General features: G+C 75.3%; 30 protein-coding genes. 9 read left to right on the forward strand and 21 right to left on the reverse strand.

Going from position 1 to position 25,946, the window contains the following annotated elements:
* Positions 1–40: 40 nt before the first annotated feature.
* The gene (gene hemQ / locus ISOVA_RS12330) at positions 41–802 is read right to left on the reverse strand and encodes a hydrogen peroxide-dependent heme synthase (RefSeq protein ID WP_013839554.1); all 762 of its coding nucleotides are present in this window, start codon (positions 800–802) and stop codon (positions 41–43) included.
* The gene (locus tag ISOVA_RS12335; RefSeq protein ID WP_013839555.1) at positions 799–1,947 is read right to left on the reverse strand and encodes a ferrochelatase; all 1,149 of its coding nucleotides are present in this window, start codon (positions 1,945–1,947) and stop codon (positions 799–801) included. Before ISOVA_RS12335 ends, hemQ begins: the two co-directional genes overlap by 4 nt.
* 202 nt (positions 1,948–2,149) lie before the next feature.
* On the opposite strand from ISOVA_RS12335, the gene ISOVA_RS16835 reads away from it, so the two are divergent.
* Positions 2,150–4,090 carry a coiled-coil domain-containing protein gene (locus ISOVA_RS16835; RefSeq protein ID WP_013839556.1) on the forward strand — a complete coding sequence of 647 codons (1,941 nt, stop codon included), beginning with the start codon at positions 2,150–2,152 and terminating at the stop codon, positions 4,088–4,090.
* Between the two features lie 6 nt (positions 4,091–4,096).
* Here the strand turns inward: ISOVA_RS16835 and ISOVA_RS12345 are convergent, their stop codons facing one another.
* From ISOVA_RS12345 to ISOVA_RS12365, 5 genes are all read right to left on the reverse strand, one after another.
* On the reverse strand, positions 4,097–4,510 hold the full coding sequence (locus tag ISOVA_RS12345; RefSeq protein WP_013839557.1) for an LbetaH domain-containing protein: 414 nt from the start codon (positions 4,508–4,510) through the stop codon (positions 4,097–4,099).
* Positions 4,511–4,642: 132 nt separating this feature from the next.
* The gene (locus ISOVA_RS12350; RefSeq protein WP_013839558.1) at positions 4,643–5,809 is read right to left on the reverse strand and encodes a glycerate kinase; all 1,167 of its coding nucleotides are present in this window, start codon (positions 5,807–5,809) and stop codon (positions 4,643–4,645) included.
* Positions 5,806–6,417, reverse strand: coding sequence for a CE1759 family FMN reductase (locus ISOVA_RS12355; RefSeq protein ID WP_013839559.1), 612 nt, complete (start codon positions 6,415–6,417; stop codon positions 5,806–5,808). Before ISOVA_RS12355 ends, ISOVA_RS12350 begins: the two co-directional genes overlap by 4 nt.
* The gene (locus tag ISOVA_RS12360) at positions 6,414–6,938 is read right to left on the reverse strand and encodes a MarR family winged helix-turn-helix transcriptional regulator (protein ID WP_013839560.1); all 525 of its coding nucleotides are present in this window, start codon (positions 6,936–6,938) and stop codon (positions 6,414–6,416) included. Before ISOVA_RS12360 ends, ISOVA_RS12355 begins: the two co-directional genes overlap by 4 nt.
* A gap of 48 nt (positions 6,939–6,986) precedes the next feature.
* Entirely contained in the window at positions 6,987–7,748 is a 762-nt protein-coding gene (locus ISOVA_RS12365) for an isoprenyl transferase (protein WP_013839561.1), read from the reverse strand.
* 168 nt (positions 7,749–7,916) lie between these two features.
* Between ISOVA_RS12365 and trhA the strand changes: the two genes are divergently transcribed.
* Positions 7,917–8,708: a PAQR family membrane homeostasis protein TrhA gene (gene trhA, locus ISOVA_RS12370; RefSeq protein ID WP_013839562.1), complete on the forward strand. Its 792-nt coding sequence runs from the start codon at positions 7,917–7,919 to the stop codon at positions 8,706–8,708.
* A gap of 232 nt (positions 8,709–8,940) precedes the next feature.
* On the opposite strand, the gene ISOVA_RS12375 is transcribed toward trhA, so the two are convergent.
* The 3 genes from ISOVA_RS12375 to mca are packed head-to-tail and all read right to left on the reverse strand — an operon-like array spanning position 8,941 to position 11,113.
* A complete protein-coding gene (locus ISOVA_RS12375) occupies positions 8,941–9,771 on the reverse strand; it encodes a carbon-nitrogen hydrolase family protein (protein WP_013839563.1) in 831 nt (276 codons plus the stop codon).
* Positions 9,768–10,175: a hypothetical protein gene (locus ISOVA_RS12380; RefSeq protein WP_013839564.1), complete on the reverse strand. Its 408-nt coding sequence runs from the start codon at positions 10,173–10,175 to the stop codon at positions 9,768–9,770. Before ISOVA_RS12380 ends, ISOVA_RS12375 begins: the two co-directional genes overlap by 4 nt.
* Complete coding sequence (mca, locus tag ISOVA_RS12385; protein WP_049788346.1) at positions 10,172–11,113, reverse strand: mycothiol conjugate amidase Mca; 942 nt, start codon at positions 11,111–11,113, stop codon at positions 10,172–10,174. Before mca ends, ISOVA_RS12380 begins: the two co-directional genes overlap by 4 nt.
* 25 nt (positions 11,114–11,138) lie before the next feature.
* On the opposite strand from mca, the gene ISOVA_RS12390 reads away from it, so the two are divergent.
* Both ISOVA_RS12390 and greA read left to right on the forward strand, forming a co-directional pair.
* A complete protein-coding gene (locus ISOVA_RS12390; RefSeq protein WP_143762127.1) occupies positions 11,139–11,567 on the forward strand; it encodes a DUF4307 domain-containing protein in 429 nt (142 codons plus the stop codon).
* A gap of 135 nt (positions 11,568–11,702) precedes the next feature.
* Positions 11,703–12,185: a transcription elongation factor GreA gene (greA, locus tag ISOVA_RS12395; RefSeq protein ID WP_013839567.1), complete on the forward strand. Its 483-nt coding sequence runs from the start codon at positions 11,703–11,705 to the stop codon at positions 12,183–12,185.
* 92 nt (positions 12,186–12,277) lie between these two features.
* Here greA and ISOVA_RS12400 read toward each other — a convergent pair whose 3' ends face one another.
* From ISOVA_RS12400 to ISOVA_RS12420, 5 genes are all read right to left on the reverse strand, one after another.
* The gene (locus tag ISOVA_RS12400; protein ID WP_013839568.1) at positions 12,278–13,000 is read right to left on the reverse strand and encodes a DUF6596 domain-containing protein; all 723 of its coding nucleotides are present in this window, start codon (positions 12,998–13,000) and stop codon (positions 12,278–12,280) included.
* Positions 13,001–13,091: 91 nt separating this feature from the next.
* Positions 13,092–14,348 carry a threonine ammonia-lyase gene (ilvA, locus tag ISOVA_RS12405; RefSeq protein ID WP_013839569.1) on the reverse strand — a complete coding sequence of 419 codons (1,257 nt, stop codon included), beginning with the start codon at positions 14,346–14,348 and terminating at the stop codon, positions 13,092–13,094.
* Positions 14,345–15,592 carry an AI-2E family transporter gene (locus ISOVA_RS12410; protein ID WP_013839570.1) on the reverse strand — a complete coding sequence of 416 codons (1,248 nt, stop codon included), beginning with the start codon at positions 15,590–15,592 and terminating at the stop codon, positions 14,345–14,347. Before ISOVA_RS12410 ends, ilvA begins: the two co-directional genes overlap by 4 nt.
* A gap of 46 nt (positions 15,593–15,638) precedes the next feature.
* A complete protein-coding gene (locus ISOVA_RS12415) occupies positions 15,639–16,856 on the reverse strand; it encodes a cystathionine gamma-synthase (protein ID WP_013839571.1) in 1,218 nt (405 codons plus the stop codon).
* Between the two features lie 10 nt (positions 16,857–16,866).
* Positions 16,867–17,553, reverse strand: a complete 687-nt coding sequence (locus tag ISOVA_RS12420; RefSeq protein ID WP_013839572.1) for an alpha-amylase family glycosyl hydrolase — start codon at positions 17,551–17,553, stop codon at positions 16,867–16,869.
* A 164-nt stretch (positions 17,554–17,717) separates the two neighbouring features.
* Between ISOVA_RS12420 and msrA the strand changes: the two genes are divergently transcribed.
* Positions 17,718–18,392 (forward strand): peptide-methionine (S)-S-oxide reductase MsrA, encoded by a 675-nt coding sequence (gene msrA / locus ISOVA_RS12425; RefSeq protein WP_013839573.1) that lies wholly within the window; start codon positions 17,718–17,720, stop codon positions 18,390–18,392.
* 95 nt (positions 18,393–18,487) lie between these two features.
* Here msrA and ISOVA_RS12430 read toward each other — a convergent pair whose 3' ends face one another.
* Complete coding sequence (locus tag ISOVA_RS12430) at positions 18,488–19,132, reverse strand: NAD(P)-dependent oxidoreductase (protein WP_013839574.1); 645 nt, start codon at positions 19,130–19,132, stop codon at positions 18,488–18,490.
* 96 nt (positions 19,133–19,228) lie between these two features.
* Here ISOVA_RS12430 and ISOVA_RS12435 point away from each other — a divergent pair, with 96 nt between their 5' ends.
* Positions 19,229–19,597, forward strand: coding sequence for a winged helix-turn-helix transcriptional regulator (locus tag ISOVA_RS12435; protein WP_013839575.1), 369 nt, complete (start codon positions 19,229–19,231; stop codon positions 19,595–19,597).
* A gap of 39 nt (positions 19,598–19,636) precedes the next feature.
* The gene (locus tag ISOVA_RS12440; protein WP_013839576.1) at positions 19,637–21,175 is read left to right on the forward strand and encodes an ATP-dependent DNA ligase; all 1,539 of its coding nucleotides are present in this window, start codon (positions 19,637–19,639) and stop codon (positions 21,173–21,175) included.
* Positions 21,176–21,230: 55 nt separating this feature from the next.
* Here the strand turns inward: ISOVA_RS12440 and ISOVA_RS12445 are convergent, their stop codons facing one another.
* Together ISOVA_RS12445 and ISOVA_RS12450 are read right to left on the reverse strand one after the other, a co-directional pair.
* Positions 21,231–22,070 carry a hypothetical protein gene (locus ISOVA_RS12445; protein ID WP_013839577.1) on the reverse strand — a complete coding sequence of 280 codons (840 nt, stop codon included), beginning with the start codon at positions 22,068–22,070 and terminating at the stop codon, positions 21,231–21,233.
* 136 nt (positions 22,071–22,206) lie between these two features.
* On the reverse strand, positions 22,207–23,073 hold the full coding sequence (locus ISOVA_RS12450) for a LysR family transcriptional regulator substrate-binding protein (protein ID WP_013839578.1): 867 nt from the start codon (positions 23,071–23,073) through the stop codon (positions 22,207–22,209).
* A gap of 51 nt (positions 23,074–23,124) precedes the next feature.
* Between ISOVA_RS12450 and ISOVA_RS12455 the strand changes: the two genes are divergently transcribed.
* Positions 23,125–23,544 (forward strand): DUF5997 family protein, encoded by a 420-nt coding sequence (locus ISOVA_RS12455; protein ID WP_013839579.1) that lies wholly within the window; start codon positions 23,125–23,127, stop codon positions 23,542–23,544.
* Between the two features lie 46 nt (positions 23,545–23,590).
* Here ISOVA_RS12455 and ISOVA_RS12460 read toward each other — a convergent pair whose 3' ends face one another.
* Entirely contained in the window at positions 23,591–23,911 is a 321-nt protein-coding gene (locus tag ISOVA_RS12460; protein WP_013839580.1) for an Rdx family protein, read from the reverse strand.
* 23 nt (positions 23,912–23,934) lie between these two features.
* Between ISOVA_RS12460 and ISOVA_RS12465 the strand changes: the two genes are divergently transcribed.
* Positions 23,935–25,143, forward strand: a complete 1,209-nt coding sequence (locus tag ISOVA_RS12465) for a class I SAM-dependent methyltransferase (RefSeq protein ID WP_013839581.1) — start codon at positions 23,935–23,937, stop codon at positions 25,141–25,143.
* A gap of 53 nt (positions 25,144–25,196) precedes the next feature.
* Here the strand turns inward: ISOVA_RS12465 and ISOVA_RS12470 are convergent, their stop codons facing one another.
* Both ISOVA_RS12470 and ISOVA_RS16840 read right to left on the reverse strand, forming a co-directional pair.
* The gene (locus ISOVA_RS12470) at positions 25,197–25,598 is read right to left on the reverse strand and encodes an FKBP-type peptidyl-prolyl cis-trans isomerase (protein ID WP_013839582.1); all 402 of its coding nucleotides are present in this window, start codon (positions 25,596–25,598) and stop codon (positions 25,197–25,199) included.
* A gap of 7 nt (positions 25,599–25,605) precedes the next feature.
* Positions 25,606–25,836, reverse strand: coding sequence for a hypothetical protein (locus ISOVA_RS16840; protein ID WP_186004550.1), 231 nt, complete (start codon positions 25,834–25,836; stop codon positions 25,606–25,608).
* Positions 25,837–25,946: the final 110 nt, after the last annotated feature.

Genomic DNA, 25,946 nt, shown 5'->3' on the forward strand with positions numbered 1-25,946 from the left:
ATCCTGGTGGGCCAGAGCCCACCAGGCTTCTGACACGCGGTCAGGCGACGGGCTGACGGTCCGCCCACTCCTGCAGCGTCACGCGCGGGCCGGTGAAGAACGGCACCTCCTCGCGCACGTGGCGGCGGGCCTCGGTGGCGCGCAGGTCGCGCATGAGGTCGACGATGCGGTGCAGCTCGTCGGCCTCGAACGCGAGCAGCCACTCGTAGTCCGACAGCGCGAAGGTCGCCATGGTGTTGGCGCGCACGTCCTTGTAGCCCGCCGCGGCCATGCCGTGGTCGCGCAGCATGGTGCGGCGCTCGGCGTCGGGCAGCAGGTACCACTCGTACGAGCGCACGAACGGGTACACGCACAGGTAGTCGCGCGGGCGCTCGCCCGCGAGGAAGGCCGGGACGTGGCCGCGGTTGAACTCGGCGGCGCGGTGCAGCGCGACGACGGACCACTCGGGCGCGAGCACCGAGCCGAGCCGCGACGCACGCAGCCGGCGGTACGCGCCCTGCACGGACTCGACCGTCGGCCCGTGCACCCAGACCATGAGGTCGGCGTCGGCCCGCAGGCCCGCGACGTCGTAGACGCCGCGCACGACGACGTCGCCGGTGGCGCGCGCCGGGTCGCGGTCGGCCTCGGCCTGCCCGTCCCACAGCGCGGCCTCGGCCTCGGCCACGATCTCCGCGCGCTCGGCCTCGCCCACGGGCAGGGGCTCGGCGAGCGAGAACACCGACACCATCGTGTAGCGGGTCGAGGCGTTGATGGCCTCGGCGTCGACGGCCTCGCCGGTGTCGCCGTGGACGTGCTCGCTCATCGGTGCATGTCCTCGCTGCAGAGGGCCGGGATGCCGCTGGGCTCGCCGTGGCGGCGCAGGCAGCAGTCGGGCGGCGTGACGGACGGGAAGGCGGGCAGCGACCCCACGGTCGCCTCCTCCACGGACTCGCCGCGCGCGAGCGCCGCGCGCTCGAGCAGCAGGTCCACGAGGCCGCGCACGAACTCGGGGCGCGTGCCGACGGTGCCCGCGCGGACCGCGGTCATGCCGAGGTTCGCGGCGGTCTCCATCGCCTCGGTGTCGAGGTCGTAGGCGACCTCCATGTGGTCGGAGACGAACCCGATGGGCGACAGCACGACGTTGCGCAGGCCCTCGGCCGCACGCTGCTCGAGCAGGTCGTTGACGTCGGGCTCGAGCCAGGGCTGCGACGGCGGGCCCGAGCGCGAGCAGTACGCGAGCTCCCACTGGACCGGGTGGCCGCGGCGCTCGGCGATCGCCTCGGCGACGACGGCGGCGACGTCGAGGTGCTGCTCGGAGTACGTCGCGTGCCCGACGCCGGAGGCCTCCTCCATCGTCGTGGGGATCGAGTGCGTGACGAACACGAGCCGCGCGTGCGCGGGCGAGCCGCCCTTGGCCTCGAGCTCGCGGTACGCGTCGAGCACGGCCTCGACGTTGGCCTGCACGAAGCCCGGGTGGTTGAAGTACGAGCGGATCTTGTCGAACTGGACGCCCGTCGAGCCGTCGGGGCCGAGCTGGCCGCGCTTGTCGAGCACGACGGCGAGGTCCTCGCGGTACTGGCGGCAGCCCGAGTACGAGGAGTACGCGGACGTCACGAGCGCGACGGCGCGCTTCGCCCCGAGCCGCTCGAGCTCGTCGATCGCGTCGTCGGTGTACGGCTCCCAGTTGCGGTTGCCCCACACGACCGGCAGGTCGATGCCCCGCTCGGCGAGCTCGGCCTCGATCGCGGCCTTGAGCGCGAGGTTCTGCTCGTTGATCGGGCTCTTGCCGCCGAACGCGTAGTAGTGCTCGCCGACCTCCTCGAGCCGCGAGTCCGGGATCCCCTTGCCGGCCGTCACGTTCCGGAGGAACGGGACCACGTCCTCCGGCTTGTTCGGGCCTCCGAAGGAGTACAGCAGCAGGGCGTCGTACGGGCGGGCGTCGGCCGCCGACTGGGGGGTCATCGGCATGTCCCCCATCCTGTCATCCGCGCCCCCGCCCACACGCCGGAAACCTGGGCGGACGCGACGTGACGTTGAACGCACACGCTGTCATCTCCCTCGGCAACGTCCTGAGGCGGGTCCGTCCGACGAGCCTACCGACGGCACGTCCGCCGGGTGCGCCCGCCGCGCCGTCGGTAGGCTCGACGGACGGACCACGGAGGGGGGACGCGTGACGACGACGAGCGCACCGCCCGCCGCACGGCCGGCCGTGCCGACCGCCGTCGGGCACGTGCGCTCCGAGGCCGACGCCGCCGGGCTCGCCCGGCACCTGCAAGACCCGGGCCGGTCGTGGCCGGTCGTGGTCGTCTCGACGCCGCGCGACCGCGGTCACCCGTACGTCGACCCCGCGGCCGTGCTCGAGGAGGTGCGCGGCCTCGCCGAGGTCGTTGTGGTGCACGACGGCGACCCGTCGTGGGCCTTCTCGCACGCGATGCCCCCGGGCACCCAGGTCTACGGCGGAGCGTCGCGCGTCTACCCCGTGGGGCTCGCGTGGGTGCACGACCTCGCCCGGTCCCACCTCTGGCTCGCCTACGACGACGTGCGCGGCGCGCAGGTGCGCGACCGGCTCGTGCAGGACGCGCTCACCGCCGCGGCCGCCGCGGGGCTCGCCGGGTCGTCGGCGTCGGACGCGCCCGCCGCGACGGTGACCGCCACCGTCCTGGGGACCGTCGGCGCCCGCGCGCTCGTGCAGACCGACGACGGCACGACCCTGCAGGTCGCCGAGGAGCTCACGCTGCCGGGCGTGCCGCTGTCCCGGCTGCTCGCGCGCGGCATGCGCGTGCGCGGCCGCCTCGACGCCGCGACCGGCCGGCTCGACGTGCGCGGCATGCTGCCCGACGCCGCGGCGCAGCTGCGGCGCGTGGCCGCGGCGTACCCGGTGGGCGCCGTCGTGCCCGCGCGGGTCGCGGCGGTCGCCGACGACGCCGTGACGCTCGAGCTGGCACCCGCCGTGCGCGTGCGCGTCCATCGCGACCACGTGACGGGCAACGACCTCGACCTGCTCGGCGACCTGTTCAGCGTGGGCGAGGTCGTGCTCGCCCGGGTCGTCGAGGGCAGGCCCGTCCCGGGGCCGGCCGGACCGGTCGTGACGCCGGGCCTGCGGCTCGACGACGTCGACGACGCGCGCGACGAGCCGTTGCCGGCGCTCGCGCTGCTCGACGGCGGCCCGCCGTGGCTCGAGCCGCCCGTGCACGACGCCGCCGCGGACGACGGCGCGGGGTCGCCCGCCCCGGCGCCGGATCCCGAGCGCGCCTCGGTGCCGACGACCCCGCCGAACGCGGCCCCGCCGGCCGCGGCGCCGCCGGCCGCGGCGCCCGAGCGGCCGACGCCGGCCGTGCTCGCTCGGCGCGCGGCGTCCTCGGGCGCGGACTCCCCCGCCCCGGCGGCGCACGACACCGCGCCCGGCGGCGCACCGTCGTCGCGCAAGGGCGCGCTCAACCAGCTGCGCCTCAGCCTGGACGCCGCGCGGGCGCGCGCGGACGAGGCCGAGCGCGAGCTCGCCCGGCTGCGCACGGCGCACCGCGCGCTCGAGCTCGAGGTCGCCGGGCTGCGCGACCACGCGCAGGAGCTGCGCGCCCGTCTGGATGACCGCACGGCGCGCGTCGAGCAGCTCAAGACGAGGCTGCGCAAGGCGCAGAAGTCGGAGCGCGCGCTCGAGAGCCGGCTCGCCGAGGCGGGCGTCGAGGACGGGCCCCGGCGGCTCTTCGCCGACGCCGTCGAGCAGCTGCGCTACGACGTCCACCGCACGTGGGCCGAGACGGTCCCCGCCGAGGAGAAGGCGCGCTACCCGCTCGGGCCCTACGCCGTGGGGCCGCAGTTCTGCGCGTCGCTCGCCGAGGTGGGGCGCGGGCTCGAGGACAAGGTGCTGCGGGCCGTGGTCCTCGTGCTCACGGGGCGCGCGCACGAGGTGCCGGGGCTCGAGCTGCACCGGCTGCGCCGCGGCGAGGGCGGGGGCGACCCGCACCTGGTGCGCGAGTCCGACGGCGCCGCGGCGTGGCGGCTCGCGCTGCAGGTCAACACCCCGCAGGCCCGGCGGCTGCACTACTGGCGGCTGCCGAGCGGCGCCGTCGAGCTGTCCCGCGTCGTCCTGCACGACGACACGGAGCCGTGAGCCGCGTCAGGCGGCGATGCCGTACGGGCCGCGGCCCTCGCGGCGCACGACCGCGCCGTCGGGCACGAGGCTGTCCGGAAGGATGCGCACGCCCGCCTCGACCGTGACGTCCGAGCCGAGCCGCGAGCCGTCCTCGACGCGCACCCGGGGCCCGAGCGTCGTGCGGGGGCCGACGTGCACGTTGCGGCCCACGACCGCGTCGTGACCCACGACCGCGTCCACGTCGACCCAGCTGCCCACGCCCACGCGGGCCCGGGCGCCGATCCTGGCGCCCTCCTCGACGTACGCGCCGGTCGCGAGCGTCGCGGTCTCGTCCACCTGGGCGCGCGGGGACACGAGGCCGCCGTCGGGCTGCCGGTGGTACACCACCGGACGCCCGAGGTCGTCCTCGAACTCCACACGTGCCTTGCGCCGCGCCATGCGGTCCTCCGTCCTGCCTTTCGTGAGACTGCCGTTTCTTGGCGTGTCCTGGGGGAACGGCCTGGACCGCTCCCGGTGCTTGTGAAGAACAACGCAAGACGGGTCCAGGTTGTTCCTGGACCGCGGCAACGGTCAGGCGGGGCGGGCCGCCAGCACGAGGCCCGTGACCGACGTCGCGAGGTCGGTGAGGCGGGCAGCGGTGCGGCCGAGCAGGTCCTCGAGATCGATGGGGCCCGGCGCGATCGAGAACGCGGCCGCGATCCCGGCGGCGCGCGCCTGGGGTGCGGGCAGCAGCACCTGGCCTGCGAGCACGACGACGGGCGGTCGCGCGGGCGACGCCGCCGCGAGCCGGGCCACGCCGTCGGCCACCTTGCCGCGCACTGACTGCGAGTCGAACGACCCCTCGCCCGTGAGCACGAGCGCCGCGTCCGCGAGCGCCGCGGGCAGGCCGACTGTCTCGGCGACGAGCGTCGCCCCGTGCTCGAGGCCCGCGCCGAGGACGGCGACCAGCGCGGCGGGCACGCCGCCGGCCGCACCCGCGCCGGGCAGCTCGTGCACGCGCACGCCGGTCTCGCGCTCGAGCAGGTTGGCCCAGCAGGTCAGGGCCTCGTCGAGGAACGCGACGTCGCCCGGCCGCGCGCCCTTCTGCGGCCCGAAGACGGCCGCGGCGCCCTGCTCTCCCACGAGCGGGTTGGTGACGTCGACGGCGACGCGCCACCGCACCTCGCGGGCGCGCGGGTGCAGACCGGACAGGTCGAGCGACGCGACGCGCGCGAGCCCCTCGCCGCCGTCGGGCACCTCGGCCCCGTCGGCGTCGAGCAGCCGCGCGCCGAGACCGGTGAGCAGGCCGGCGCCGCCGTCCGTGGACGCGGACCCGCCGAGGCACACGAGCACCTCCTCGACGCCGGCGTCGAGCACCGCGGCCGCGAGGTCGCCCGTGCCGCGCGTGTGGGCGCGCAGCGGCTGCAGGGTCCGGTCGGAGACGCGCGGGAGACCGCTCGCCTCGGCGAGCTCGACGACGCCGACGCGTCCGTCGGGCGACGCCGCCCACCGCGCCGTCGTCGGGCGGCCGATCGCGTCGACCGTCTCGACGGCGCGGACCTCGGTGCGCCACGTGCTCAGCAGCGCGTCGAGCGTGCCCTCGCCGCCGTCCGCCATCGCGAGGCACGTGATCCGCGCGTCGGGCGCGGCGACGCGCACGCCGGCGCACACGGCGTCGGCCACCTCGCGCGCGCTGAGGCTGCCCTTGAAGGAGTCGGGGACGACGACGACGTGCGGGGCGGCTGCGGTGGCGGTCACGCGCCCGAGGATAACGAGCGCCGCGGGCCCAGCGCCGGGTCGTCCACCAGGCTCGCGAGGCGGGCGAGCTGGGCGCCCGCACGGTCGGCGCGCTCGGCGAGCGCCTCCGTCGGGAGCCGCTCGACCGTCCAGTCGGCCGTGCTCGCGTAGACGCCGACGGGCACGAGCACCGCTCCCATGAACGCGAAGAGCGGACGCAGCGCCTGGTCGACGACGAGCGTGTGGCGCGGGGTGCCGCCCGCGGCGCCGAGCAGGACCGGCGTGCCGGTGACGCGCCGGCCGTCGAGCAGGTCGACGAACGTCTTGAACACCCCGGAGAAGGTGCCGCGGAAGACCGGCGTCGTCACGACGAGCAGGTGCGCCTCCTCGACCGCCGTCAGCGCCTCGGTGAGCTCGGCGCTGCGGAACCCCAGCACGGTCGCGGTCGCGGCGTCCTCGGCGACGTCGCGCGCCTCGACGACGCGCGTCGCGACCGTGCGGCCCGCCGCCTCGAGGTGCGCCGCGGCGCGCGCGACGAGCAGGTCGGCCAGCAGGCGCGACGACGACGGGAAGCTGATGCCGCCGGTGAGCGCGACCAGGCGCACGTCCTCGGCGACGGGCGCGCTCATCGCCGCGAGCCCGTCGCGGGGATCCGGGCCTGCGCGGCGCGCAGCTTGTCGAGCAGGCGCGCGAGCTCCTCGAGCTCGTCGGGCTCGAGCGCCTCGCCGACGTAGCGCTCGATCGTGCGCACGTGCGCCCGGCCGGTCGTGCGCTGCAGCTCCCGCCCCTCGTCGGTGAGCGAGACGACGGTGCCGCGCGCGTCGTCGGCCGCGGCCGAGCGGCGGACGAGACCGCGCTCGGCGAGCCGGTCGACCATCCGCGACAGCGACGACTGGGCGAGCAGCACGTTCTCGTTGAGGTCGCGCAGCCGCATGCCGTCCGCAGGTCCGGTCGACAGCGTGTAGAGCACGTCGTACTCGCCGATGGTCAGGTCCTGCCAGATGTCGTCCGCGCGGAAGCGGCGCATGAGCGTGACCTGGGTGCGGAACAGGGACTCCCACGCCTCGGCGGCCCGGCGCGCGCCGGTCGAGACGGTCCTGTCACGGGCGGGCTCGTGGGTGGTCTCGCCCGGGTTCTCGCCGGAGGTCACGGTCGCAGTCTCCTTCGTCCCGTCTCGCACCGCCCGCCGGACGCGCGGTCAGCGCCCGAGCCGGCGCTCGCGGCGCGAGAAGTCGCGCAGCGCCCGCAGGAAGTCGACCCGCCGGAAGTCGGGCCAGTACGCCTCGCAGAAGTACAGCTCCGAGTGGGCGCTCTGCCACATGAGGAAGCCACCCACGCGCAGCTCGCCCGACGTGCGGATGACGAGCTCGGGGTCGGGCTGGCCCTTGGTGTACAGGTGGGCGGCGATGTCGTCGACGTCGATGCGCTCGGCGAGCTCCTCGAGCGTCGCTCCCCCGGCGGCCTCCTGGCGCAGGTACGAGCGCACGGCGTCGGCGATCTCGTGGCGCCCACCGTAGCCGATCGCCACGTTGACCTGGAGGCCGTCGACGTCGCACGTACCGTCGGCCGCGGCCTTGAGGGCGGCGGCGAGGTCGTCGGGCAGCAGGTCGAGCCTGCCCATGACGCGCAGCCGCCACCGGCCCGTCTCGGCGAGCTCGTCGACCGCGTCGCGGATGATGTCGAGCAGGTTGGCGAGCTCGTCCGCGGGCCGCGCGAGATTGTCGGTCGACAGCATCCACAGCGTGACGACCTCGATGCCGAGCGGTTCGGCCCAGCCGAGGAACTCGGTGATCTTGTCGGCGCCGCGCCGGTGGCCGGTGTGCGCGGGCTCGCCGAAGGACTTGGCCCAGCGGCGGTTGCCGTCGAGGATCACGCCGACGTGCCGGGGCATCTGCCGCGCCGGCAGCGACGCGGCGAGACGCCGCTCGTACAGGCCGTAGAGCAGGTGGGGCAGGCGCACGCGGACAACCGTACCGCCGTCGCGCCCCGCCGCGGACGGGCGGGCCGGTTCGGCGGGCGACCGGACCGACGTCGTCGCACGATCTTCACACGACGGGGTCGAGACCTCCCGCGCCGTACCCTACGCTTGCGTAACCTACGGTTCCGTAGGTTGACGAGGAGGAGACACGTGGCAGCTGCCGCACACCAGCACGGCCGACCGTTCGACCGCGACGGCTCGCGCGACGGCGCCCACGACGTCGTGGCCGACGCCAAGGGCGCGATGCACGAGGCGCGCGAGGCCGTGTCCGACGTCGTGCAGACCGTCTCCGTGGCCGCCGGGAAGCAGGCCGCCCGCCTCAAGCCGCGTCTGCGCGGGTGGATCCACGCCGTCACGGCGCCGCTTGCGCTCGTGGCCGCCGTCGTGCTCGTCCTGCTCGCCCCGCCCGTGGCCGGGAAGGTCGCCGCCGCCGTGTTCGGGCTCAGCGCGGTCATGCTGTTCGGCACGAGCGCCGTCTACCACCGCGGGACGTGGTCCCCGCGCGTCGGCGCCGCCCTGCGCCGGCTCGACCACTCCAACATCTTCCTCATCATCGCGGGCACGTACACGCCTCTCGCCGTCATGCTGCTCGACCCGCGCACCGCGACGATCCTGCTGTCGATCGTCTGGGGCGGCGCCGTCGTCGGGCTGCTCGCGCGCGTGCTGTGGATGGACGCGCCGCGGTGGGTCTACGTGCCGGTGTACGTGGCGCTCGGCTGGGTCGCCGTGGCCTACATGGGCCAGTTCGCGGCGTCGGGCGGGATCGCGGTGGTGTGGCTCGTCGCCGGCGGGGGGCTCGCCTACACGCTCGGCGCGATCGTCTACGGCACCAAGCGGCCCGACCCCTCGCCCCGCTGGTTCGGGTTCCACGAGATCTTCCACGCGCTCACCGTCGTCGGCTTCGCGTGCCACACCGTCGCGATCTTTCTCGCGACCCTCTGATCCGTCCCGCGAGGTAGCGCGCTTCACCGCGAGGTAGCGCGTTTCACCGCGAGGTAGCGCGTTTCACCGCGAGGTAGCGCGTTTCACCGCGAGGTAGCGCGTTTCACCGCGAGGTAGCGCCGTCGTGCACTACCTCGCCGGATCGTGCGCTACCTCGCCGGATCGTGGTGCGCTACCTCGCCGGATCGTGCGCTACCTCGCCGGATCGTGCGCTACCTCGCCGCGCCCAGCGCTACCTCGGCGGGGTGTCGCGGGGGACGACGGCGTAGCGGCGGTTGGCGAGCGACGGGTTGCGCTCGCGCACGGCGGCGAGGGCCTCGGCGTCGAGGTCGACGGTCCGGTACTCGGGTGCCTCGCCGAGCTCGAGGCCGACGACGCCGTCGGGCCCGACGAGCGTCGACCGCCCGGTCACGCCCGTGCCGGCCATCCCGACGCCGAGGACCACGACAGTGTTCTCGATCGCGCGCGCCTGCAGCAGCGTGCGCCAGTGCTCGGCCTTGAGCGGACCCGCGACCCAGGCGGCCGGCACCACGATCGCGTCCGCACCGGCGTCGACCACGCGCCGCGCCGACTCGGGGAACCGCAGGTCGTAGCACGTGATGACCCCGAAGGTGAGGTCGCCGACGCGCAGGGTGAGCGGCGGGGCGTCCGCGGGACCGGGCTCGAGCAGGTCGGACTCGCGGAACCCGAACGCGTCGTACAGGTGGACCTTGCGGTAGACGCCCGCGAGCGCGCCCGTCGCGTCGACGCCGACGACCGCGTTGACCGCCCGCTGCCGCCCGGTGGGGCCGACCGACCCGCTGCCGGGCAGCGTCGTGCCCGCGACCACCGCGACGCCGTGCTCGCGCGCGTGCCGGCGCAGCGCCGTGACGAACGGGCCGTCGAGGGGCTCGGCGTGCTCCGAGCCCACACCCTGACGGTGGTACCCCGAGGCGTACTCGGGCAGGATCAGCAGGTCCGAGCGCACGCGGGCCGCGGCGCCGAACGCGTCGGCGACCATCGCCAGGTTGGCCGCCCGGTCGTCGGCGACCGCGACCTGGCCGACCGTGACCCGCACCGTCATGGGGCCGCGGGCCCCCGGCGGTCGCCCCGCCCGTCGCCGTCGGTGTCGGGTCCGTCACCGGAGCCCGGCCCGTCGCCGCCGGCGCCCCGCCCGTCGGGCCCGCCCACGGGCCCCACGTCCGGGCTCTGCACCGACCCGGGCTCGTCCGCGCCGGGCTCGTCCGCGAAGCGGTGGCGCCGCGGCTCCTCGACGGGGATGCCGCGCTCGATCGCGTTGGAGCGCGCGGTGCGCAGGTGGCGCGTGAGCGACAGGAACAGCAGCACCGCGGCCGCGGCCACGGCGAAGGTCGCCAGGAAGCCGGACAGGCCCGGCGTGACCTCGAGCTCGTCCGGGACGCGCGACGTCGGGCTCGGGCTCGGGACGGCCGCGACCACGCCGGCCAGGCCGGTCAGCAGGGCGTTCACCGGGCCGCCTCCGTCCCGCGGATGCCCGCGAACAGGTCGTCCTCGGGCGTGCGCGTCGGCACGTGCGACTCCGCGAGCTCGAACTCCTCCCACGGCCACACCTCGGCCTCGACGTCGCGCGGCACGGCGAAGAAGAAGCCGTTCGGGTCGATCTGCGACGCGTGGGCGAGCAGGGCGGCGTCGCGCTGCGGGAAGTACTTCGCGCACTCGATCTTCGTGGTGACCGTGCGCTCGGGGATCTCGCGCGCGGTGCGCGACTCGATCCAGTCGCCGAACGGGGACTCGAGCCCGGCGCCCTGCATGGCCTCGTGCACGGCCCGCATGCGCTCCATCGAGAACCCGTGGTTGTAGTACAGCTTGAGCGGCTGCCACGGGGCGGCGCCGCCGTCGACCTGGTAGCGCGACGCGTCGCCCGCGGCGTGGAACGCCTCGAACGCGACCTCGTGGCACTTGATGTGGTCCGGGTGCGGGTAGCCGCCGGACGGGTCGTACGTCGTCATGACGTGCGGCCGGAACCGGCGCACGAGCTCGACGAGCGGCGCGGCGGCCTCCTCGAGCGGCACGAGCGCGAAGCACCCCTCCGGAAGCGGCGGCAGCGGGTCGCCCTCCGGCAGACCCGAGTCGACGAACCCGAGCCACGTCTGGCGGACGCCGAGCGCCTCGGCCGCGACCTCCATCTCGGCGCGGCGCAGCGCGCGCTTGCCCTCGAGCGTGTCGAACTCGTGCGCCTCCGGCACGACGAACGTGGGGTTGAGCACGTCGCCCCGCTCGCCGCCGGTGCACGTGACGACGAGCACGTCGACGCCCTCGGCGGCGTAGCGCGCGGTGGTCGCCGCCCCCTTGCTCGACTCGTCGTCGGGGTGCGCGTGCACCGCCATGAGGCGCAGCTGCTCGTGCGGGGCGGAGGACAAGGTCGGCTCCCGAGGTCTGGAGGGCATGGGGCGTCAGGGACAATGGTGCACCATGAGCGACCCGGCCATCCCCACCCCGCCCGCCGACCGCTACGGGACCCGCGGCCCCGGCGGTCAGGGGGCGGACCGCCGGCTCGGCACGGGCGCGAAGATCGCGATCGGGGCGGCGCTCGCGGCAGGCGTGGCCGGCGCCGCCTGGCTCGCGGCCGAGCAGACGCGCCAGGCCCCGGTGACGGTCGACGTCGTGGGCTTCACGGTCCCGAGCCCCGAGCAGATCGACGTCACGTTCCAGGTCCACATGCCGCGCGGCACGACGGCGGTGTGCACCGTCGACGCGCTCTCCCAGAGCTACGCCCAGGTCGGCACGCTCGAGGTGCCGGTCGGCCCCAGCGAGGGCCTCACGAGCCGCCACACCGTGACGGTGCGCACGTCCGAGGAGGCGACGACCGCCGTCGTCGACCGGTGCGTCGTCACGGAATGACCGCCGTCGCCCGGGTCACGCTATCCTGAGGGATTCACACGCAGTCCTGCACCAGCCGACGCGCGTGCCGACGCCCGTCGGCCGTACGAGCGCGGCCGGGACCAGGCCACCGAGCACCACGAAAGGAGAGCCCACGTGACCGAGCCGAACGTCACCTGGCTCACCCAGGAGGCTCACGACCGGCTGAAGGCCGAGCTGGAGCACCTTTCCGGCCCCGCCCGCACCGAGATCGCCGAGCGCATCGCCGCAGCCCGCGACGAGGGTGACCTCAAGGAGAACGGCGGGTACCACGCCGCCCGCGAGGAGCAGGCGAAGAACGAGGCCCGCATCCGCGAGCTGACCGAGAAGCTCCGCAACGTCCAGATCAGCAGGCCCGCGGACGACGGCATCATCGAGGCGGGCATGGTCGTCACGGCGGTCGTCGCCGGCGACGAGATGACGTTCCTCCTCGGCTCGCGCGAGATCGCGGGGACGACGGACCTCGACGTGTACTCCCCGACGTCGCCGCTCGGCGCCGCGATCGACGGCAAGAAGGTCGGTGACTCGACGACGTACACCGCGCCGAACGGCCGCGAGATCACGGTCGAGATCACGGCGGCGAAGCCCTTCTCCGGCTGAGCCGCACGCGCGCGTCCCGCTGTGGGCGTGATTTCTGGCCCGTTTCGCCCGGATGATCCGGACGAAACGGGCCAGAGATCACGCCCACAGCGCTATCGGGGGGCGGAGCGGTGGAGGCGGGCCCGTGCCGCGGGCAGGAGCCCCTCGAGGCCGGGCATGCCCTCGAGCTCGTCGAGCGCGACGAGGCCCACCTCGAGCCCGTGCACCATGCCCCGCGCGACGGCGCGCTCGAGCGCGGCGAGGGGCGACGGCGGCCAGCCGGTGGCCCGCCCGGTGGCCAGGCCGGCCAGCGCGTCGTGCAGCGCGAGGATCTCGTCCCACTCCGTCGCGGCCGCGGTCGGGGCGTCGTCGTGCAACGCCTCGATCGCCGCGGCGACCAGGTAGGGCCCGGGCCGGCCGTCGGCGAGCGCCCGCTCGAGGACCCGCCGGCCCTCGTCGATCTCGTCGCGCCGCCACAGCGACCGGTCCTGGTCCTCGAGGTCGAGCGGCCGCCCGTCGGGCCCGGTGCGCGCGCCGCGGCGGGCGTGGCGCAGCAGCACGAGCGCGAGCAGGGCCCGCGCCTCGGGCTCGTCGGGCCGCAGCGCCGCGACGGCGCGCACCAGGTCGACCGCCGCCTCGGCCCGGGCCCGGCGCCCGGCGACGCCGGGCGCGTCGTCGGGCTCGGCCCAGGCGTCGTCGCCCGTGACGTGCAGGAGCAGCAGTGCCGCGAGCACGCCCTCGAGCGGCCCGTCGAGGACCGTCGGCGGGACCCTGGGGTCGGGGGTGCGGACGCGCGCCCCGCCGGGCGCGTCCTCGACCAGCGTTCGCCGTCGCATGGTGGCCTCGACCCATGGTGCGCACAGCCACGCGCTCCCGGAGCGCGCCGGCGTGCATTTCACCCCGACGTTCACCCGGGGTGAGGCGGCGTCAGTGCGCGACGACGTCGAGACCCAGGTCCCGCAGGCGGCGGACGACGGCCTCGCAGTGCTCGGGACCCTTCGTCTCGAGCTGGAGCGTCACGAAGACCTCGGACACCCCCAGAGAGGTGTCGGTGCGGGTGTGCTCGACGTGCACGATGTTGGCGTCCGCGTCGGCGATGGTGCCGAGCAGGTTCGCGAGCGCGCCCGGCCGGTCGTCGATGCGCAGCCGCAGCTGCAGGTACCGGCCCGCGGCCACCAGGCCGTGCTGGACCACCCGCAGCAGGAGCAGCGGGTCGATGTTGCCGCCCGAGAGCACCGGCACGATGGTGCCGGGCAGCTCGCCGGGGGCGTCCATGACGGCGGCGATCGCCGCGGCGCCGGACGGCTCGACGATGAGCTTGGCGCGCTCGGCCACGAGCAGGAGCGCCCGGGAGATCTGGTCCTCCGAGACCGTGCGGACCTCGACGCCGAGCCGGCGCAGCACCTCGAACGGGACGTCGCCCGGCGTCCCGACGGCGATGCCGTCGGCCATCGTGGCGCCCAGGCGGCCCGGCACGGGCCGGCCCGCCGCGAGCGACGCCGGGTACGCCGCGGCCTTGGCGGCCTGCACCCCGACCACCCGGACGTGCGGGGCGGCCTCGGCGAGCACCGTCGCGATGCCGGCCACGAGCCCGCCGCCGCCGAGCGGCACGACGACCGTGCCGACGTCGGGCACCTGCTCGAGGATCTCCGTGGCGACGGTGCCCTGGCCGGCGACGACGTCGCGGTGGTCGAACGGGTGGATGAGGACGCGCCCCGAGCGGGCCGCCTCCGCGCGGGCGGCGACGAGGGCCTCGTCGACGCTCGTGCCGACCTGGCGCACCTCGGCCCCGTACCCGCGGGTCGCGACGAGCTTGGGCACCGACGCGTCGGTCGGCATGTAGACGACGGCGTGGATGCCGAGCATCTGCGCCGCGAGCGCGACACCCTGCGCGTGGTTGCCGGCGCTCGCCGCCACGACGCCCGCCGCCTTCTCGGCGTCGCTCAGGCGGCTCATGCGCGTGTACGCGCCGCGCACCTTGAACGAGCCCGCGCGCTGCAGGTTCTCGCACTTGAGCACGACGTCGGCACCTGCGATCTCGGACAGCGCGCGGAAGGCGTGGACCGGCGTGCGGGTCACGACGCCGTCGACCAGGCGTGCGGCGTCGCGGACGTCCGCGAGGGTCACGCGGTGCGTCGGATCGTCGCCGAGGGGGTCGGTGCGGTCCTGGGGGCCAAGGGTCACGGCCTGTTCTCTCCTGCTGCGTCACCGGCGACGCGCGGCACGCCCTCGTCGGCTGCCTCAGCTCCGTCGCCGCTCGTGGTGCCGGCCGTGGTCCGGCCGGGCCAGAGCAGCGTACCGGGCAGCGTGGGCCGTCGACGCAGGAGCGGCACGTGGTCCTCGGTGCCGAGCTCGGGGAACTTGTCGTGGCCGTGCAGGTACAGCAGCACGGTGTTGAGCACCGCGGCGAACGGCACCGCGAACAGCGCGCCGACGATGCCCGCCGCGAGCGAGCCCGCCGCCACGACGAGCACCACGGCGACCGGGTGCAGCGAGACCGCGTGGCCCATGAGGAACGGCTGCAGGATGTGGCTCTCGGCCTGCTGCACGAGCAGGACGATGCCGAGCATGACGAGCGCGGACACCCAGCCCTGCGCCACGAGCACGACGACGACCGCGACCGCGCCCGTGACGATCGCGCCGATGATGGGCACGAACGAGCCGACGAACACGAGGATGCCGATCGGCAGCGCGAGCCCCGGCACGAAGAACGCCGCGCCGATGCCGATGCCGACGCCGTCGACGAGCGCCACGAGGATCTGCGTGCGCACGTACGCCGCGAGCGTCACGAGCCCGCGACGGCCCGCCTGGTGGACCTTCTCGCGCGCCCCGATCGGCAGGAGGTTGACGAGCCAGGTCCAGATCGTGCGGCCGTCCGACAGGAAGAAGATCGTGCAGAACAGCGCGATGAGCATGCCGACGAGCACGTGGCCGACTGTCGTCGCGGCACCCAGGGCGCCCGCGACGATGCTCGAGCTCGCGCTCGTGACCGAGCCCTGCAGCTGGTCGCCGAGCTCGGAGATCCGCGTCGAGTCGAGACCGAGCGGACCGTCGGAGAGCCAGCGCACGAGCTCCTGGAAGCCCGCGACCGCCTGCTCGCGCAGGTCGGTGAACCCGGTGATGAGCGAGCGGCCGGCCAGCGTGACGAGCGCCGCGACGAACACGATGAGCCCGACGACCGCGATCGCGACCGCCAGCCCGCGCGGCACGCCGACGCGCTCCAGGGCCCGCCGCAGCGGGCTCAGCAGGATGGTCAGCAGCAGCGCGACGGCGACCGGCACGACGATCGTCTTGAGCGCGCCGAGCAGCCACACGAGGCCGGCCACGGCGGCGGCGATGAGCAGCAGCCGCCACGACCAGGACGCGGCGGACCGCACGCTGAGGGGGACGGTGTCGGAACCCCGCACGGAGGTCGGCTCGGCACTCACGGCATCACCCTAAGCGGCGACCGCCCGTCCGGCCCGGCACGACGCGTCAGCCGAGCGCGCGCTCGAGATCGGCGAGCAGGTCCTCGACGTCCTCGATGCCGACCGACAGGCGCACGAGGTCCGACGGGACCTCGAGCGCCGAGCCCGCGACCGACGCGTGCGTCATGCGCCCCGGGTGCTCGATGAGCGACTCGACGCCGCCGAGCGACTCGGCGAGCGTGAACACGCGCGTGCGGGAGCACACCTCGAGCGCGGCCTCCTCGCTGCCCACGCGGAACGAGACCATGCCGCCGTAGTCGCGCATCTGCCGGGTCGCGAGCTCGTGGCCCGGGTGGGACGCGAGGCCCGGGTAGATCACCTGCTCGACCCGCGGGTGCTGCTCGAGCCAGCCGGCGACGGCGTGCGCGTTGGCGCAGTGCCGGTCCATGCGCACGCCCAGCGTCCGCAGGCCGCGCAGCGTGAGCCACGCGTCGAACGGGCCCGCCACCGCCCCCGACGAGTTCTGGTGGAACGCGACCGCGTCGGCGACCGAGGTGCCGCCGTCGGGCGCCTGGAGACCGCCGGGCATCGCGGCGCCGTCGGCCACGACGAGCGCGCCGCCGACGACGTCGGAGTGCCCGCCGACGTACTTCGTCGTGGAGTGCACGACGACGTCGGCACCGAGCGCGATCGGCTGCTGGAGGTAGGGCGTGGCGAACGTGTTGTCGACGAGCAGGAGCGCGCCGGCGGCGTGCGCGAGCTCGGCCAGCGCGGCGATGTCGCTGACGCCGAGCAGCGGGTTGGTCGGCGTCTCGACCCACAGCACGCGCGTGCGGCCCTGCACGAGGGCCGCCTCGACCGCGTCGAGGTCGCTGAGGTCGACCGCGGTGTGGTCGACGCCCCAGGGTCCGAAGACCCGTGCTACAAGGCGGTACGAGCCACCGTAGGCGTCGTCGGGGATGACCACGTGGTCACCCGGGCGCAGCACGGCGCGCAGGAACGTGTCCTCCGCGGCGAGGCCCGAGGAGAACGCGAAGCCGCGCGCGGGCGCGGCACCCGACGGCGTCTCGGCGGCCGCGATCGCGGTCTCGAGCGCGGTGCGGGTGGGGTTGGCGGAGCGCGAGTACTCGTAGCCGCCGCGCAGCCCGCCCACGCCGTCCTGCTTGTACGTGGACACCTGGTGGATCGGGGGCACGACCGCGCCCGTGGTGGGGTCGGGATCCTGCCCGGCGTGGATGGCACGGGTCGAGAAGCCGGTCGTGGACCAGTCGTCGTGGTGGGTCACGCGGCCCAGCCTACGGAGCCGGGTCGGGCGACGCCTTCTGCGGGTACGGCGTCTCGCCGCGCTCCAGCATCTCGACGAACCGGGCGGCGTTGCGCTCGCGCGTCTCGGCGCGCTTGGCCGTGACGATCCGGTGGTAGATCGCGAACCGGTTCTGCGAGGTGCGGACCGCCGGGTTCGTGGTGTCAAGGTCGGGCTCGAACGAGTAGAACCGGTGCCGGTACCAGGCGCCGGCCACGTCGTCGTACGTCCAGATGCCGTTCTCGACGCCGGGGAACACCTGCCCGTCCGCGGCGTCGCGCGGCTCGTCCTCGGACCACACGTACCAGTCGCGGTACCGGGAGCCGGGGTCAGATCGCGCCTCCTGGAACCACGGGTCCTCGTCGCTCGTGTGGTTGACGACGAGGTCCAGGATGACGCGCAGGCCGCGCTCGTCCGCCTCGTCGAGCAGCTGCGCGAAGTCGCCCAGGCTGCCGAGCCGCGGGTCGACGCCGTAGTGGTCGGTGATGTCGTACCCGCCGTCGCGGCGCGGCGACGGGTGGATCGGGTTGAGCCACAGCGCCGTGATGCCCAGGCGGTCGAGGTAGTCGAGCCTCGTGATCATGCCCTGGAAGTCCCCGACGCCGTCGCCGTTCGAGTCCTGGAACAGCCCGACGTCGACGGAGTAGACGGCGGCGTTGCGGTACCAGCGGCGAGACATACCCCTCCTCGGTCGACACACTGCCGCCCCCTGCCCGGACACGATGTCCCGGTGGCCGGTCGCTCGCACGACGGCGGCACCCGTGTGACGGAACACGCGTGCGCGGGGCATGGTTGGGATCGGTGGGACCGCCGCGACCGGCGGGCCCGTAAGGAGGAAGCGCGATGATCTTCGACAGCCTGTTCGGCGGCTCGGCCAAGACGACGATGGTCTCCCCCGAGGAGGCCCTGCCGGGCCGCGAGTCGCCCGTGCTGCCGGCGCCGCGCCCGCACACCGTGCTCGGCACGTCGATCACGGGCCCGTGGCCCGAGGGCACGCGGGTGCTCTACCTGGCGATGGGCTGCTTCTGGGGCGCCGAGGAGATCTACTGGCAGGTCCCCGGCGTGGTGAGCACCGCCGTCGGGTACATGGGCGGCACGACGCCGAACCCCACCTACGAGGAGGTCTGCACCGCGCGCACGGGTCATGCCGAGACCGTGCTCGTCGCCTACGACCCCGCGCGCGTGAGCGAGGACGAGCTGCTGCGGATCTTCTGGGAGCGGCACGACCCCACCCAGGGCTTCCGCCAGGGCAACGACGTCGGGACGCAGTACCGGTCGGCGGTCTACTGGACGACGCCCGAGCAGGAGAAGGTGGTGCGCGAGACGGCCGAGGTCTACGGCCGGGTCCTCGCCGAGAAGGGCTACGACCCCATCACCACCGAGCTGCGGCCCGCGGCCGAGGCCGGCCCGTTCTACTACGCCGAGGACTACCACCAGCAGTACCTGAGCCCCGCGAAGCACCCGCACGGGTACCGCTGCCACGCGACGACGGGAGTGCCCTACCCGACGGCCGCGTAGCCACCATCCCGGCCGGTGGTTCGAGGATGTTGCGTTATCGCCGGCATAGCGCAACGTTCTCGAACCACCGCCGGGCGGCGGGCGGCACGACGCCGTCAGTAGGCGACGGTGAAGCGCTCGCGACGGTGCGCGGGGTTGTCGATCTCGTCGACGAGCGCGAGCGCGAAGTCGGCGCCGGAGATGAACGAGGTGCCCTCGGCGTCGGTGAGCAGGACGTCGCCGCCCACGCGGTAGCGGCCGGTCGCCTCACCGGGCGCGTAGGCGCCGAAGACCGCGGCGGGGCTGAGGTAGAACCAGTCGAGGTCCTCGGGCGCACGGCGGAGGTCCTCGAGGATGCCGGCGAACTCGAGGGCCTCGGGCTTGTACTCCTCGGGGAAGGAGTCGGTGTCGACGAGGCGCGGCCCGCCCTCCGCCACGAGCAGCGAGCCCGCACCACCGACGACGGCGAGCCGCGCGCCCTTGGCCCGCGCCGCCTCCGCCAGCTCCGCGTATGCCGGGGCGACCTTGCCCGCCATGTCGCCGCGGGGCGACACCGCGGCGACCACGACGTCGGACTCGCTCGCGGCCGCGACCCGCGTGCCGTCATCGAGCAGCGAACCGGTGGTGTAGCGCACGCCCTCGACGCGCTGCTCGGGCAGCGAGCGGCTGATCGAGGTGACCTCGTGCCCGCGCGAGGCGGCCTCGCGGACGATGTGGCCGCCGGCGTACCCGGTGCCGCCGATGACGGTGATGCGAGCCATGCTCTGCTCCTCTGCTGGTCCATTTCTCTCCATCGGAGAGTGACTTACGGACGGGGAGCATAAGGGCTAGACTGCGGAGGCCGCAAGGAGGGACCGATGACCGAGCTGCCGTTCGACCCGTACCGGCGCGCGTGCCCGAGCCGCACCGTGCTCGACCGCGTGGCGGACCGCTGGACCGTGCTCGTGGTCGGCGCGCTCGAGGGCGGTCCGCTGCGGTTCTCGCACCTCACGCAGCGGGTCGACGGCGTCTCGCAGAAGATGCTGACCCAGACGCTGCGCGGCCTCGAGCGCGACGGCCTGGTCCGCCGCACCGTGCACGCCGAGGTGCCGCCGCGCGTCGAGTACGAGCTCACCGACGCCGGGCGCGCGGCGCTCGAGCCGCTGCGCGCGCTCGAGCGGTGGACGCTCGAGCACGCGGGCGAGGTGCTCGCCGCGCGCGAGGCGTACGACGCGCGCAACGGCTGAGCACGCGCGGGTGTCGGCGACGGCTGCGACGATCGGATCGTGCTGCTCGCCGAGGTCGTCCGCACCCACGCCGCCGTCGCGGCCACGCGCTCGCGGCTGCGCAAGCGCGAGCTCCTCGCCGACGCGCTCCGGGCGGCGGAGCCGGGCGAGGAGGTCGAGGTCGTCGCGTCGTTCCTGTCCGGGCGCCCGCGCCAGCGCCGCACGGGCGTGGGCTGGCGCTCGCTCGCCGAGCTCCCGCCCGCGGCAGTCGAGCCGACCCTCACGCCGCTCGACGTCGACGACGCCCTGGAGGACCTGAGCCGGCTCGCCGGCGCGGGCTCCCAGGCGGCGCGCGCGGCCGCCGTCGCCGAGCTCTTCACGCTCGCCACGGCCGACGAGCAGGACTTCCTGCGCCGCCTCATGCTCGGCGAGCTGCGCCAGGGCGCGCTCGACTCGTTGCTGCTCGACGCGATCGCGGCAGCGGCGGACGTGCCGCTGAAGACCGTCCGGCGCGCGGCGATGTTCAGCGCCCTGTCCGGCCCGATCGCCCGCGCCGCGCTCACCGGCGGCGCCGCAGCGCTCGAGGACTTCCGCCTCGAGGTCGGTCGCCCGGTACGGCCGATGCTCGCCTCGTCGGCGCCCGACGTGGCGGCCGCGCTCGAGCGCTTCGGCGGCGCGACCGTCGCCGCCGACCTCAAGCTCGACGGCATCCGCGTGCAGGTGCACAAGTCCGGGCGCGACGTCGCGGTGTTCACGCGCTCGCTCGACGACGTGACCGAGCGGCTGCCCGAGGTGGTCGAGCTCGCGCGCTCGCTCGACGCCGTCCACGCCGTGCTCGACGGGGAGGCGATCGCGCTCGACGACGCCGGCAGGCCGCGGCCGTTCCAGGAGACGATCGCACGCACCGGCAGCCACGACGCCGAGGCCCACGCCGGCACGACGCCGCTGACCGCCTACTTCTTCGACGTGCTCCACCTCGACGGCAGTGACCTCGTCGACGCCCCGGCACGCGAGCGGCTCGAGGCGCTCGAGCGCGCCGTGCCGCCGGCGGGCGTCGTGCCGCGGCGGGTCACGGCGGACGCGGGCGAGATCGCCGACTTCTTCGCCGAGACCGTCGCCGCCGGGCACGAGGGGCTCGTCATCAAGGACCTCGACGCGCCCTACGAGGCCGGACGCCGCGGCGCCGCGTGGGTCAAGGTCAAGCCGCGGCACACCCTGGACCTCGTCGTCCTCGCCGTCGAGCAGGGTTCCGGGCGCCGTCAGGGATGGCTGTCGAACATCCACCTGGGCGCTCGCGACCCGGCCACGGGCGGCTTCGTCCTGCTCGGCAAGACCTTCAAGGGGATGACCGACGAGATGCTCGAGTGGCAGACGAAGCGGTTCACCGAGCTCGAGACGCACCGCTCGCAGGGCGGTCAGGTCGTCCACGTCCGGCCCGAACAGGTGGTCGAGATCGCGTTCGACGGCATCCAGCGGTCGAGCCGCTACCCCGGCGGCGTGGCGCTCCGGTTCGCCCGGGTGCTGCGCTACCGCGACGACAAGACGGCCGACGAGGCCGACACGATCGACACCGTCCGCTCGCTCGCCGGGCTCGGCTAGCGCGAGGCCGGGGCGGCGCCGAGCGCACGCCCCGGGCCGGAGTCCGGTCAGGCCGTCAGGCGGACCCGCCGCGGCGGCGCACCAGCACAATCGTCGTCGCGCCCACCGCGACGAGCGCGAGCGCGGCCACGACGAGCGTCGTGACCTGCGCACCGGTCATCGCCAGGCTGGGCGCGTCGACGGCGCCGGGCGTCGCCTCCACGCCCGGCGCGGCGTCGTCGGACGTGTCGGCCACGAGCTCGACGTCCTCGGCGTCGACGGCGGTGCCGTCGGTCGGAGCCGGCGTCGCGGTCGGGGTCAGGGTGACCGGCTGCTCGTCGGTGCCCTCGGGGGCCTCGCCCTCGTCGGTCGTGGCCGGCTCGTCGGCCGACGCGGGTGCGTCCTCCTCGGGGCCGGCGGTCCCGGGCGGCGTGGTCGTCGCCGTCTCGTCGCCCGGCTCCTGCGCCGGCGCCGCCACGTACGCGACCGCGTAGTGGCTGATCGCCTTGAGCTTGCCGCCGGTCGGGTACGCGATCTCGAGCTCGGCGACCGGCTCGTCGAGGACGACGATCTTCGGGCCCTCGCCCCGGCTGGTCGACCCGGCCTTGACGCAGTACGAGGAGATGAGCATGCCGTCCGGCGCGGTGAGGGTGACCGTCGTCTGCTCGCCCCCGACGTCGGTCTTGGGCACGTCGAGGTCCGGACACACCTGGCCGTCGTAGGAGAAGGTGGCGTCGGGCCAGGAGTAGGTCGTCCCCTCGTGCTCGGCGGTGCCGCCGTCCCACCGCTCGCCGACCTCCGCGTCCCCCGGTCCCGGCGGCGTGGCCGGCAGCGCCGGCGCGGAGAGTGCCGAGGCCGGCCCCGCCAGGGCGGCGGTGACCAGCAGGGCGGCGGAGATCAGGGCAGGTCGGCGCACGGGCGCTCCTCGGAGGACGAGACGGTGGTGGCGTGCGACGCGGCGTCGCGTGCGCGGCACGACGGCCGCACCCGGCGATCGTAGCGAATCGGACAGGTGCCGTCATACCCGTGCGGACGGGTGAAAAAGGCGGTGATCAGCGCCGACGCCGGCGCGCGCCCCTGCCCGACGACGGCCGTCCCGCTCGTGCCCGGGGCTGCGGGGAGCGGCGCTGTCCGCCGCGCCCCGTGCCCCCGTCGGACGCCGCGCGACCGTCGCCCAGCGCCTCGCGACCGTCTGATGCCTCCTGCGCGCTGCGCGCGCCGCGGCCGCGCGAGCTGTTCGCGGTGCGCCCGCGCACGATCCCGACCATCTCCTCGACGAGATCGGTCGTGCGGTCGGTGACCCATGCGAGGCCGACGGGCGCCGTCGGCCCTCCGTCGAGCACCCGGTAGGTGACGTCCTTGCGGTGGTGCAGCCGCGCGAGCGACATCGGCACGATCGTGACGCCCGCGCCGCTCGCGACCCACGCGATCGCGTCGGACGTGGTCGCCGGCGGCTCGGGCTCGACGAGCGCACCCGACCCGTCGTCGTACGGCTCGGGCGGGCGGCCGGGCAGGTCGGCACCGGCACCGGCACCGGCACCGGCGAACAGCACGTCGTCGCGCGCGAGCCACACGACGTCGTCGGCGACGTCGGCGTACGTGACGTGCTCGTCGGGCTCGGTCGCGGCGAGCAGGTGGTCGCGCGAGACCACGACGACGGGCAGCTCCTCGTAGAGCGGGATCGCGCTGAGGACGGTCTTGTCGACCGGCAGGCGCAGGATCGCTGCATCGGCCGCGCCGTCGTGCAGCGTGGCGACGGCGTCGGCGGCCTCGACCGGCACGAGCTCGAGCGCGACGTCGGGGAGCCGGTCGCGCCACGTGCGGGCCCACCGGCCGGGCGTCGCGCCGGGCACGTACGCGAGGCGGAAGGTCTCGCGCTCGGCGTCGGGGCTCGCGGAGGGCGCGGTCGCGTCGGTCACACCCTCAGGCTACGGGGCTCGTGGGCACCGGGCGCCGACTACGCTGGGCCCATGGCCGGTACCCCGTTCTCGCAGCAGGTCCTCAAGCCGACGAACGCGGCGAAGCGGCTCGGGGTGTACCTCCCCGCGACGCCCCCCGAGTTCCAGGAGCGCGGCGTCACGCGCGCCGAGCTCGAGGAGCTCGAGAAGAACCCGCCCGAGTGGCTCGCCGACCTGCGCCGCAACGGCCCCCACCCGCGCCCCGTCGTCGCCGGCCGGCTCGGCATCTCGATCGCCGGCCTCGCGCGCGGCGGCATCACCGAGCCGCTGACGACCGAGGAGATCGACGCCCTGCGCGCCGACCCGCCCGAGTGGCTCGTGCGCGAGCGCGAGGTCGCGGCCCGCGTGCGCGAGGAGGAGGAGCGGATCGCCGCGAAGGAGGCGGAGCAGGCCGCACGCGCCGAGCGCCGCACCCGCCGCTCGGCGACGTAGCGCTCCCCGCGGCGAGGTAGCGCTCCGCGCGGCGAGGTAGCGCGGTCTACGACGACGCGGCGCGGTCCGTGTGCCCGAGCGACAGGTCGGGCGCGACGGTGTCGCGGATCGCCCGCTTCAGCGGCGGGATCTCGGGGAACCCGCCCTGCTCGGCGCGGTCCCACAGCAGCACGGGCTCGCGGCCGTCCCCCGGGTCGAGCTCGACGCGGAACACTCCTCCGGTCCCCGGCACGAGCGCGACCTCGCCGAGCCGCGTCCGGAACGTCGTCAGCAGCTCCTGCGCGACCCACGCCGCCCGCATCAGCCACCGGCACTGCGTGCAGTAGGTGATGGCCACGCGGGCCTGCGACGTCGGCTCGTCCGTCATGGGCACAGCGTACGGTCGTCGATGTGACAGACCTGTTTCCGCCCGGCGTCGCGGCCGTCCTCGACGCGCTCGTCCCGTGGCCCGACGACGGGACGCGCCCCGAGGGTCCGGTCGCGGTCGACGCGACGGACCGCCTCCTGCTCGACGAGGCACGTGGCCTGCTCGCCGAGGCGGAGCCGGGCGACGTCGTCGTCGTCGGCGACCGGTTCGGCGCCCTGACGCTCGGGGCGCTCGCGCTCGGCGCACCCGACGTGCGCGTCCACACCGACGCCGTCGACGCCGAGGCGGCGCTGCTCGTCAACGCCGACCGCACCGGCGGCCGCGGCGGCCTCGCCGTGCACGCCGAGCTCGGCGCCGAGCTGCTCGACGGCGCACGGCTCGTCCTGCTGCAGCTGCCGAAGTCGCTCGCGGAGCTCACGGAGATCGCCGAGCTCGTCGCCCGGCACGCGGCCGACGACGTCACCCTGCTCGCGGGCGGGCGGCTCAAGCACATGTCGCGGTCGATGAACGACGTGCTCGCGGACTCGTTCACCTGCGTCCGCGCGACGCTCGCGCGGAGCAAGTCGCGTGCGCTCGTGGCCACGGGTCCGCGGCCGGAGCGTCGCGACGCCCCACCGAGCTTCCCCGTCACCGCCCGTCTCACGGACCCGGCGCTGCTCGCGGCCGGCGTGCCCGACGGCGGCACCCGCCCGCCGCACGTGACCGTCGTCGCGCACGGAGCCGTGTTCGCCGGCGCCGGCCTCGACCACGGCACCCGCTTCCTGCTGAGCACCGCCGACCGATGGCCGGCGGCCGAGGCCGTCCGCGACGCGGTCGACCTCGGCTGCGGCACGGGGCTGCTCGCCGTCGTGCTCGCGCACCGCTACCCGGGCGTGCGCGTCGTCGCGACCGACAGGTCCGCCGCCGCGGTCGCCTCGGCCCGCGCCACGGCGGCGGCCAACGGCGTCGCGGACCGTGTCCACGCCCGGCGGGGCGACGCCGGAGCCGACCTGCCCGACGCGAGCGCCGACGTCGTGCTCCTCAACCCGCCGTTCCACGACCGGGCGGCGGTGACGACCGACGCCGCGCACCGCATGTTCGCCGCCGCCGGGCGCGTGCTGCGCCCGGGCGGCGAGCTGTGGTGCGTGTTCAACACGCCGCTGCGCTACCGCCCGGCGCTCGAGCGCGCCGTCGGGCCGACGGAGCACGTGGCGCAGGACCCGCGGTTCACGGTGACGCGATCTCGTGCGTGAATGTCAGAAGCCTGGTGGGACAGGGCCCACCAGGCTTCTGACACGAGCGAGGGTCAGCGCACGCCGACGACGTCGACGACGAACACGAGCGTGTCCCCGCCGCCGATGCCCGCCTGCGGGACGCCGCGCATGCCGTAGCCGTGCTCCGGCGGGATCGACAGCAGCACGCGGTCGCCGACGTTGCGGCCCACGAGGCCCTTGTCCCAGCCGCCGATGACGGCGCCGACGCCGATCGGGAAGTCGATGGTCTGGCCGCGGTCGTACGAGTTGTCGAAGACGTGGCCGCCCCACGTCTGGCCGAGGTAGTTGACGACGATCGTGCGGCCGGCCTCGACGACCGGGCCCGTGCCCTCCTCGAGCACCTGCACCTGCAGGCCGCCGGGCGCGTCGCCCTCGGGGAAGGTCAGCTGGGGCTTGTCGCCGAACGAGCCGGACGCGGTGGGGAGCGTGCTCACTGATGCCTCACTTGGTCGGGGAGCCGACGGCGGACGGCCGCCGGCGATGCCCGTCCAGCCTACGCGGGGGCACGGCCGGCGCACCTGGGGCGGCGGCCGCGCCCGTGGACGCCTCGCGCTCGCGCCGCACCGCGTGCGCGACGGCGACGAGCGCGTCGAGCGTGACGCGTGCCGGCGGGGTCTGGGCCGCGGCGTCGCGCACGACGGCGTAGATGGACCGCACGGGAGTCGGGCGCACGACCGGCACCGCGGTGACGCCGTCGGGCAGGTGCGCGGCCCCGAGGTTTTCCGCAGGTTGCCCGACGGCGGTACCCCGGGCGGGGTGCTGACGTCCGGGCGGGTGCACGT

The sequence above is a fragment of the Isoptericola variabilis 225 genome (genome assembly GCF_000215105.1).
GTDB lineage: Bacteria > Actinomycetota > Actinomycetes > Actinomycetales > Cellulomonadaceae > Isoptericola > Isoptericola variabilis_A.

Excerpts from the sequence above, each read along its gene's own strand:
- hemQ (WP_013839554.1), bottom strand. The coding sequence starts at position 802 with ATGAGCGAGCACGTCCACGGCGACACCGGCGAGGCCGTCGACGCCGAG.
- ISOVA_RS12335 (WP_013839555.1), bottom strand. The coding sequence starts at position 1,947 with ATGCCGATGACCCCCCAGTCGGCGGCCGACGCCCGCCCGTACGACGCC.
- ISOVA_RS12345 (WP_013839557.1), bottom strand. The coding sequence starts at position 4,510 with ATGGCGCGGCGCAAGGCACGTGTGGAGTTCGAGGACGACCTCGGGCGT.
- ISOVA_RS12355 (WP_013839559.1), bottom strand. The coding sequence starts at position 6,417 with ATGAGCGCGCCCGTCGCCGAGGACGTGCGCCTGGTCGCGCTCACCGGC.
- ISOVA_RS12375 (WP_013839563.1), bottom strand. The coding sequence starts at position 9,771 with ATGACGGTGCGGGTCACGGTCGGCCAGGTCGCGGTCGCCGACGACCGG.
- mca (WP_049788346.1), bottom strand. The coding sequence starts at position 11,113 with ATGCCCTCCAGACCTCGGGAGCCGACCTTGTCCTCCGCCCCGCACGAG.
- ISOVA_RS12390 (WP_143762127.1), top strand. The coding sequence starts at position 11,139 with ATGAGCGACCCGGCCATCCCCACCCCGCCCGCCGACCGCTACGGGACC.
- ISOVA_RS12400 (WP_013839568.1), bottom strand. The coding sequence starts at position 13,000 with ATGCGACGGCGAACGCTGGTCGAGGACGCGCCCGGCGGGGCGCGCGTC.
- ISOVA_RS12420 (WP_013839572.1), bottom strand. The coding sequence starts at position 17,553 with ATGTCTCGCCGCTGGTACCGCAACGCCGCCGTCTACTCCGTCGACGTC.
- msrA (WP_013839573.1), top strand. The coding sequence starts at position 17,718 with ATGATCTTCGACAGCCTGTTCGGCGGCTCGGCCAAGACGACGATGGTC.
- ISOVA_RS12430 (WP_013839574.1), bottom strand. The coding sequence starts at position 19,132 with ATGGCTCGCATCACCGTCATCGGCGGCACCGGGTACGCCGGCGGCCAC.
- ISOVA_RS12435 (WP_013839575.1), top strand. The coding sequence starts at position 19,229 with ATGACCGAGCTGCCGTTCGACCCGTACCGGCGCGCGTGCCCGAGCCGC.
- ISOVA_RS12455 (WP_013839579.1), top strand. The coding sequence starts at position 23,125 with ATGGCCGGTACCCCGTTCTCGCAGCAGGTCCTCAAGCCGACGAACGCG.
- ISOVA_RS12460 (WP_013839580.1), bottom strand. The coding sequence starts at position 23,911 with ATGACGGACGAGCCGACGTCGCAGGCCCGCGTGGCCATCACCTACTGC.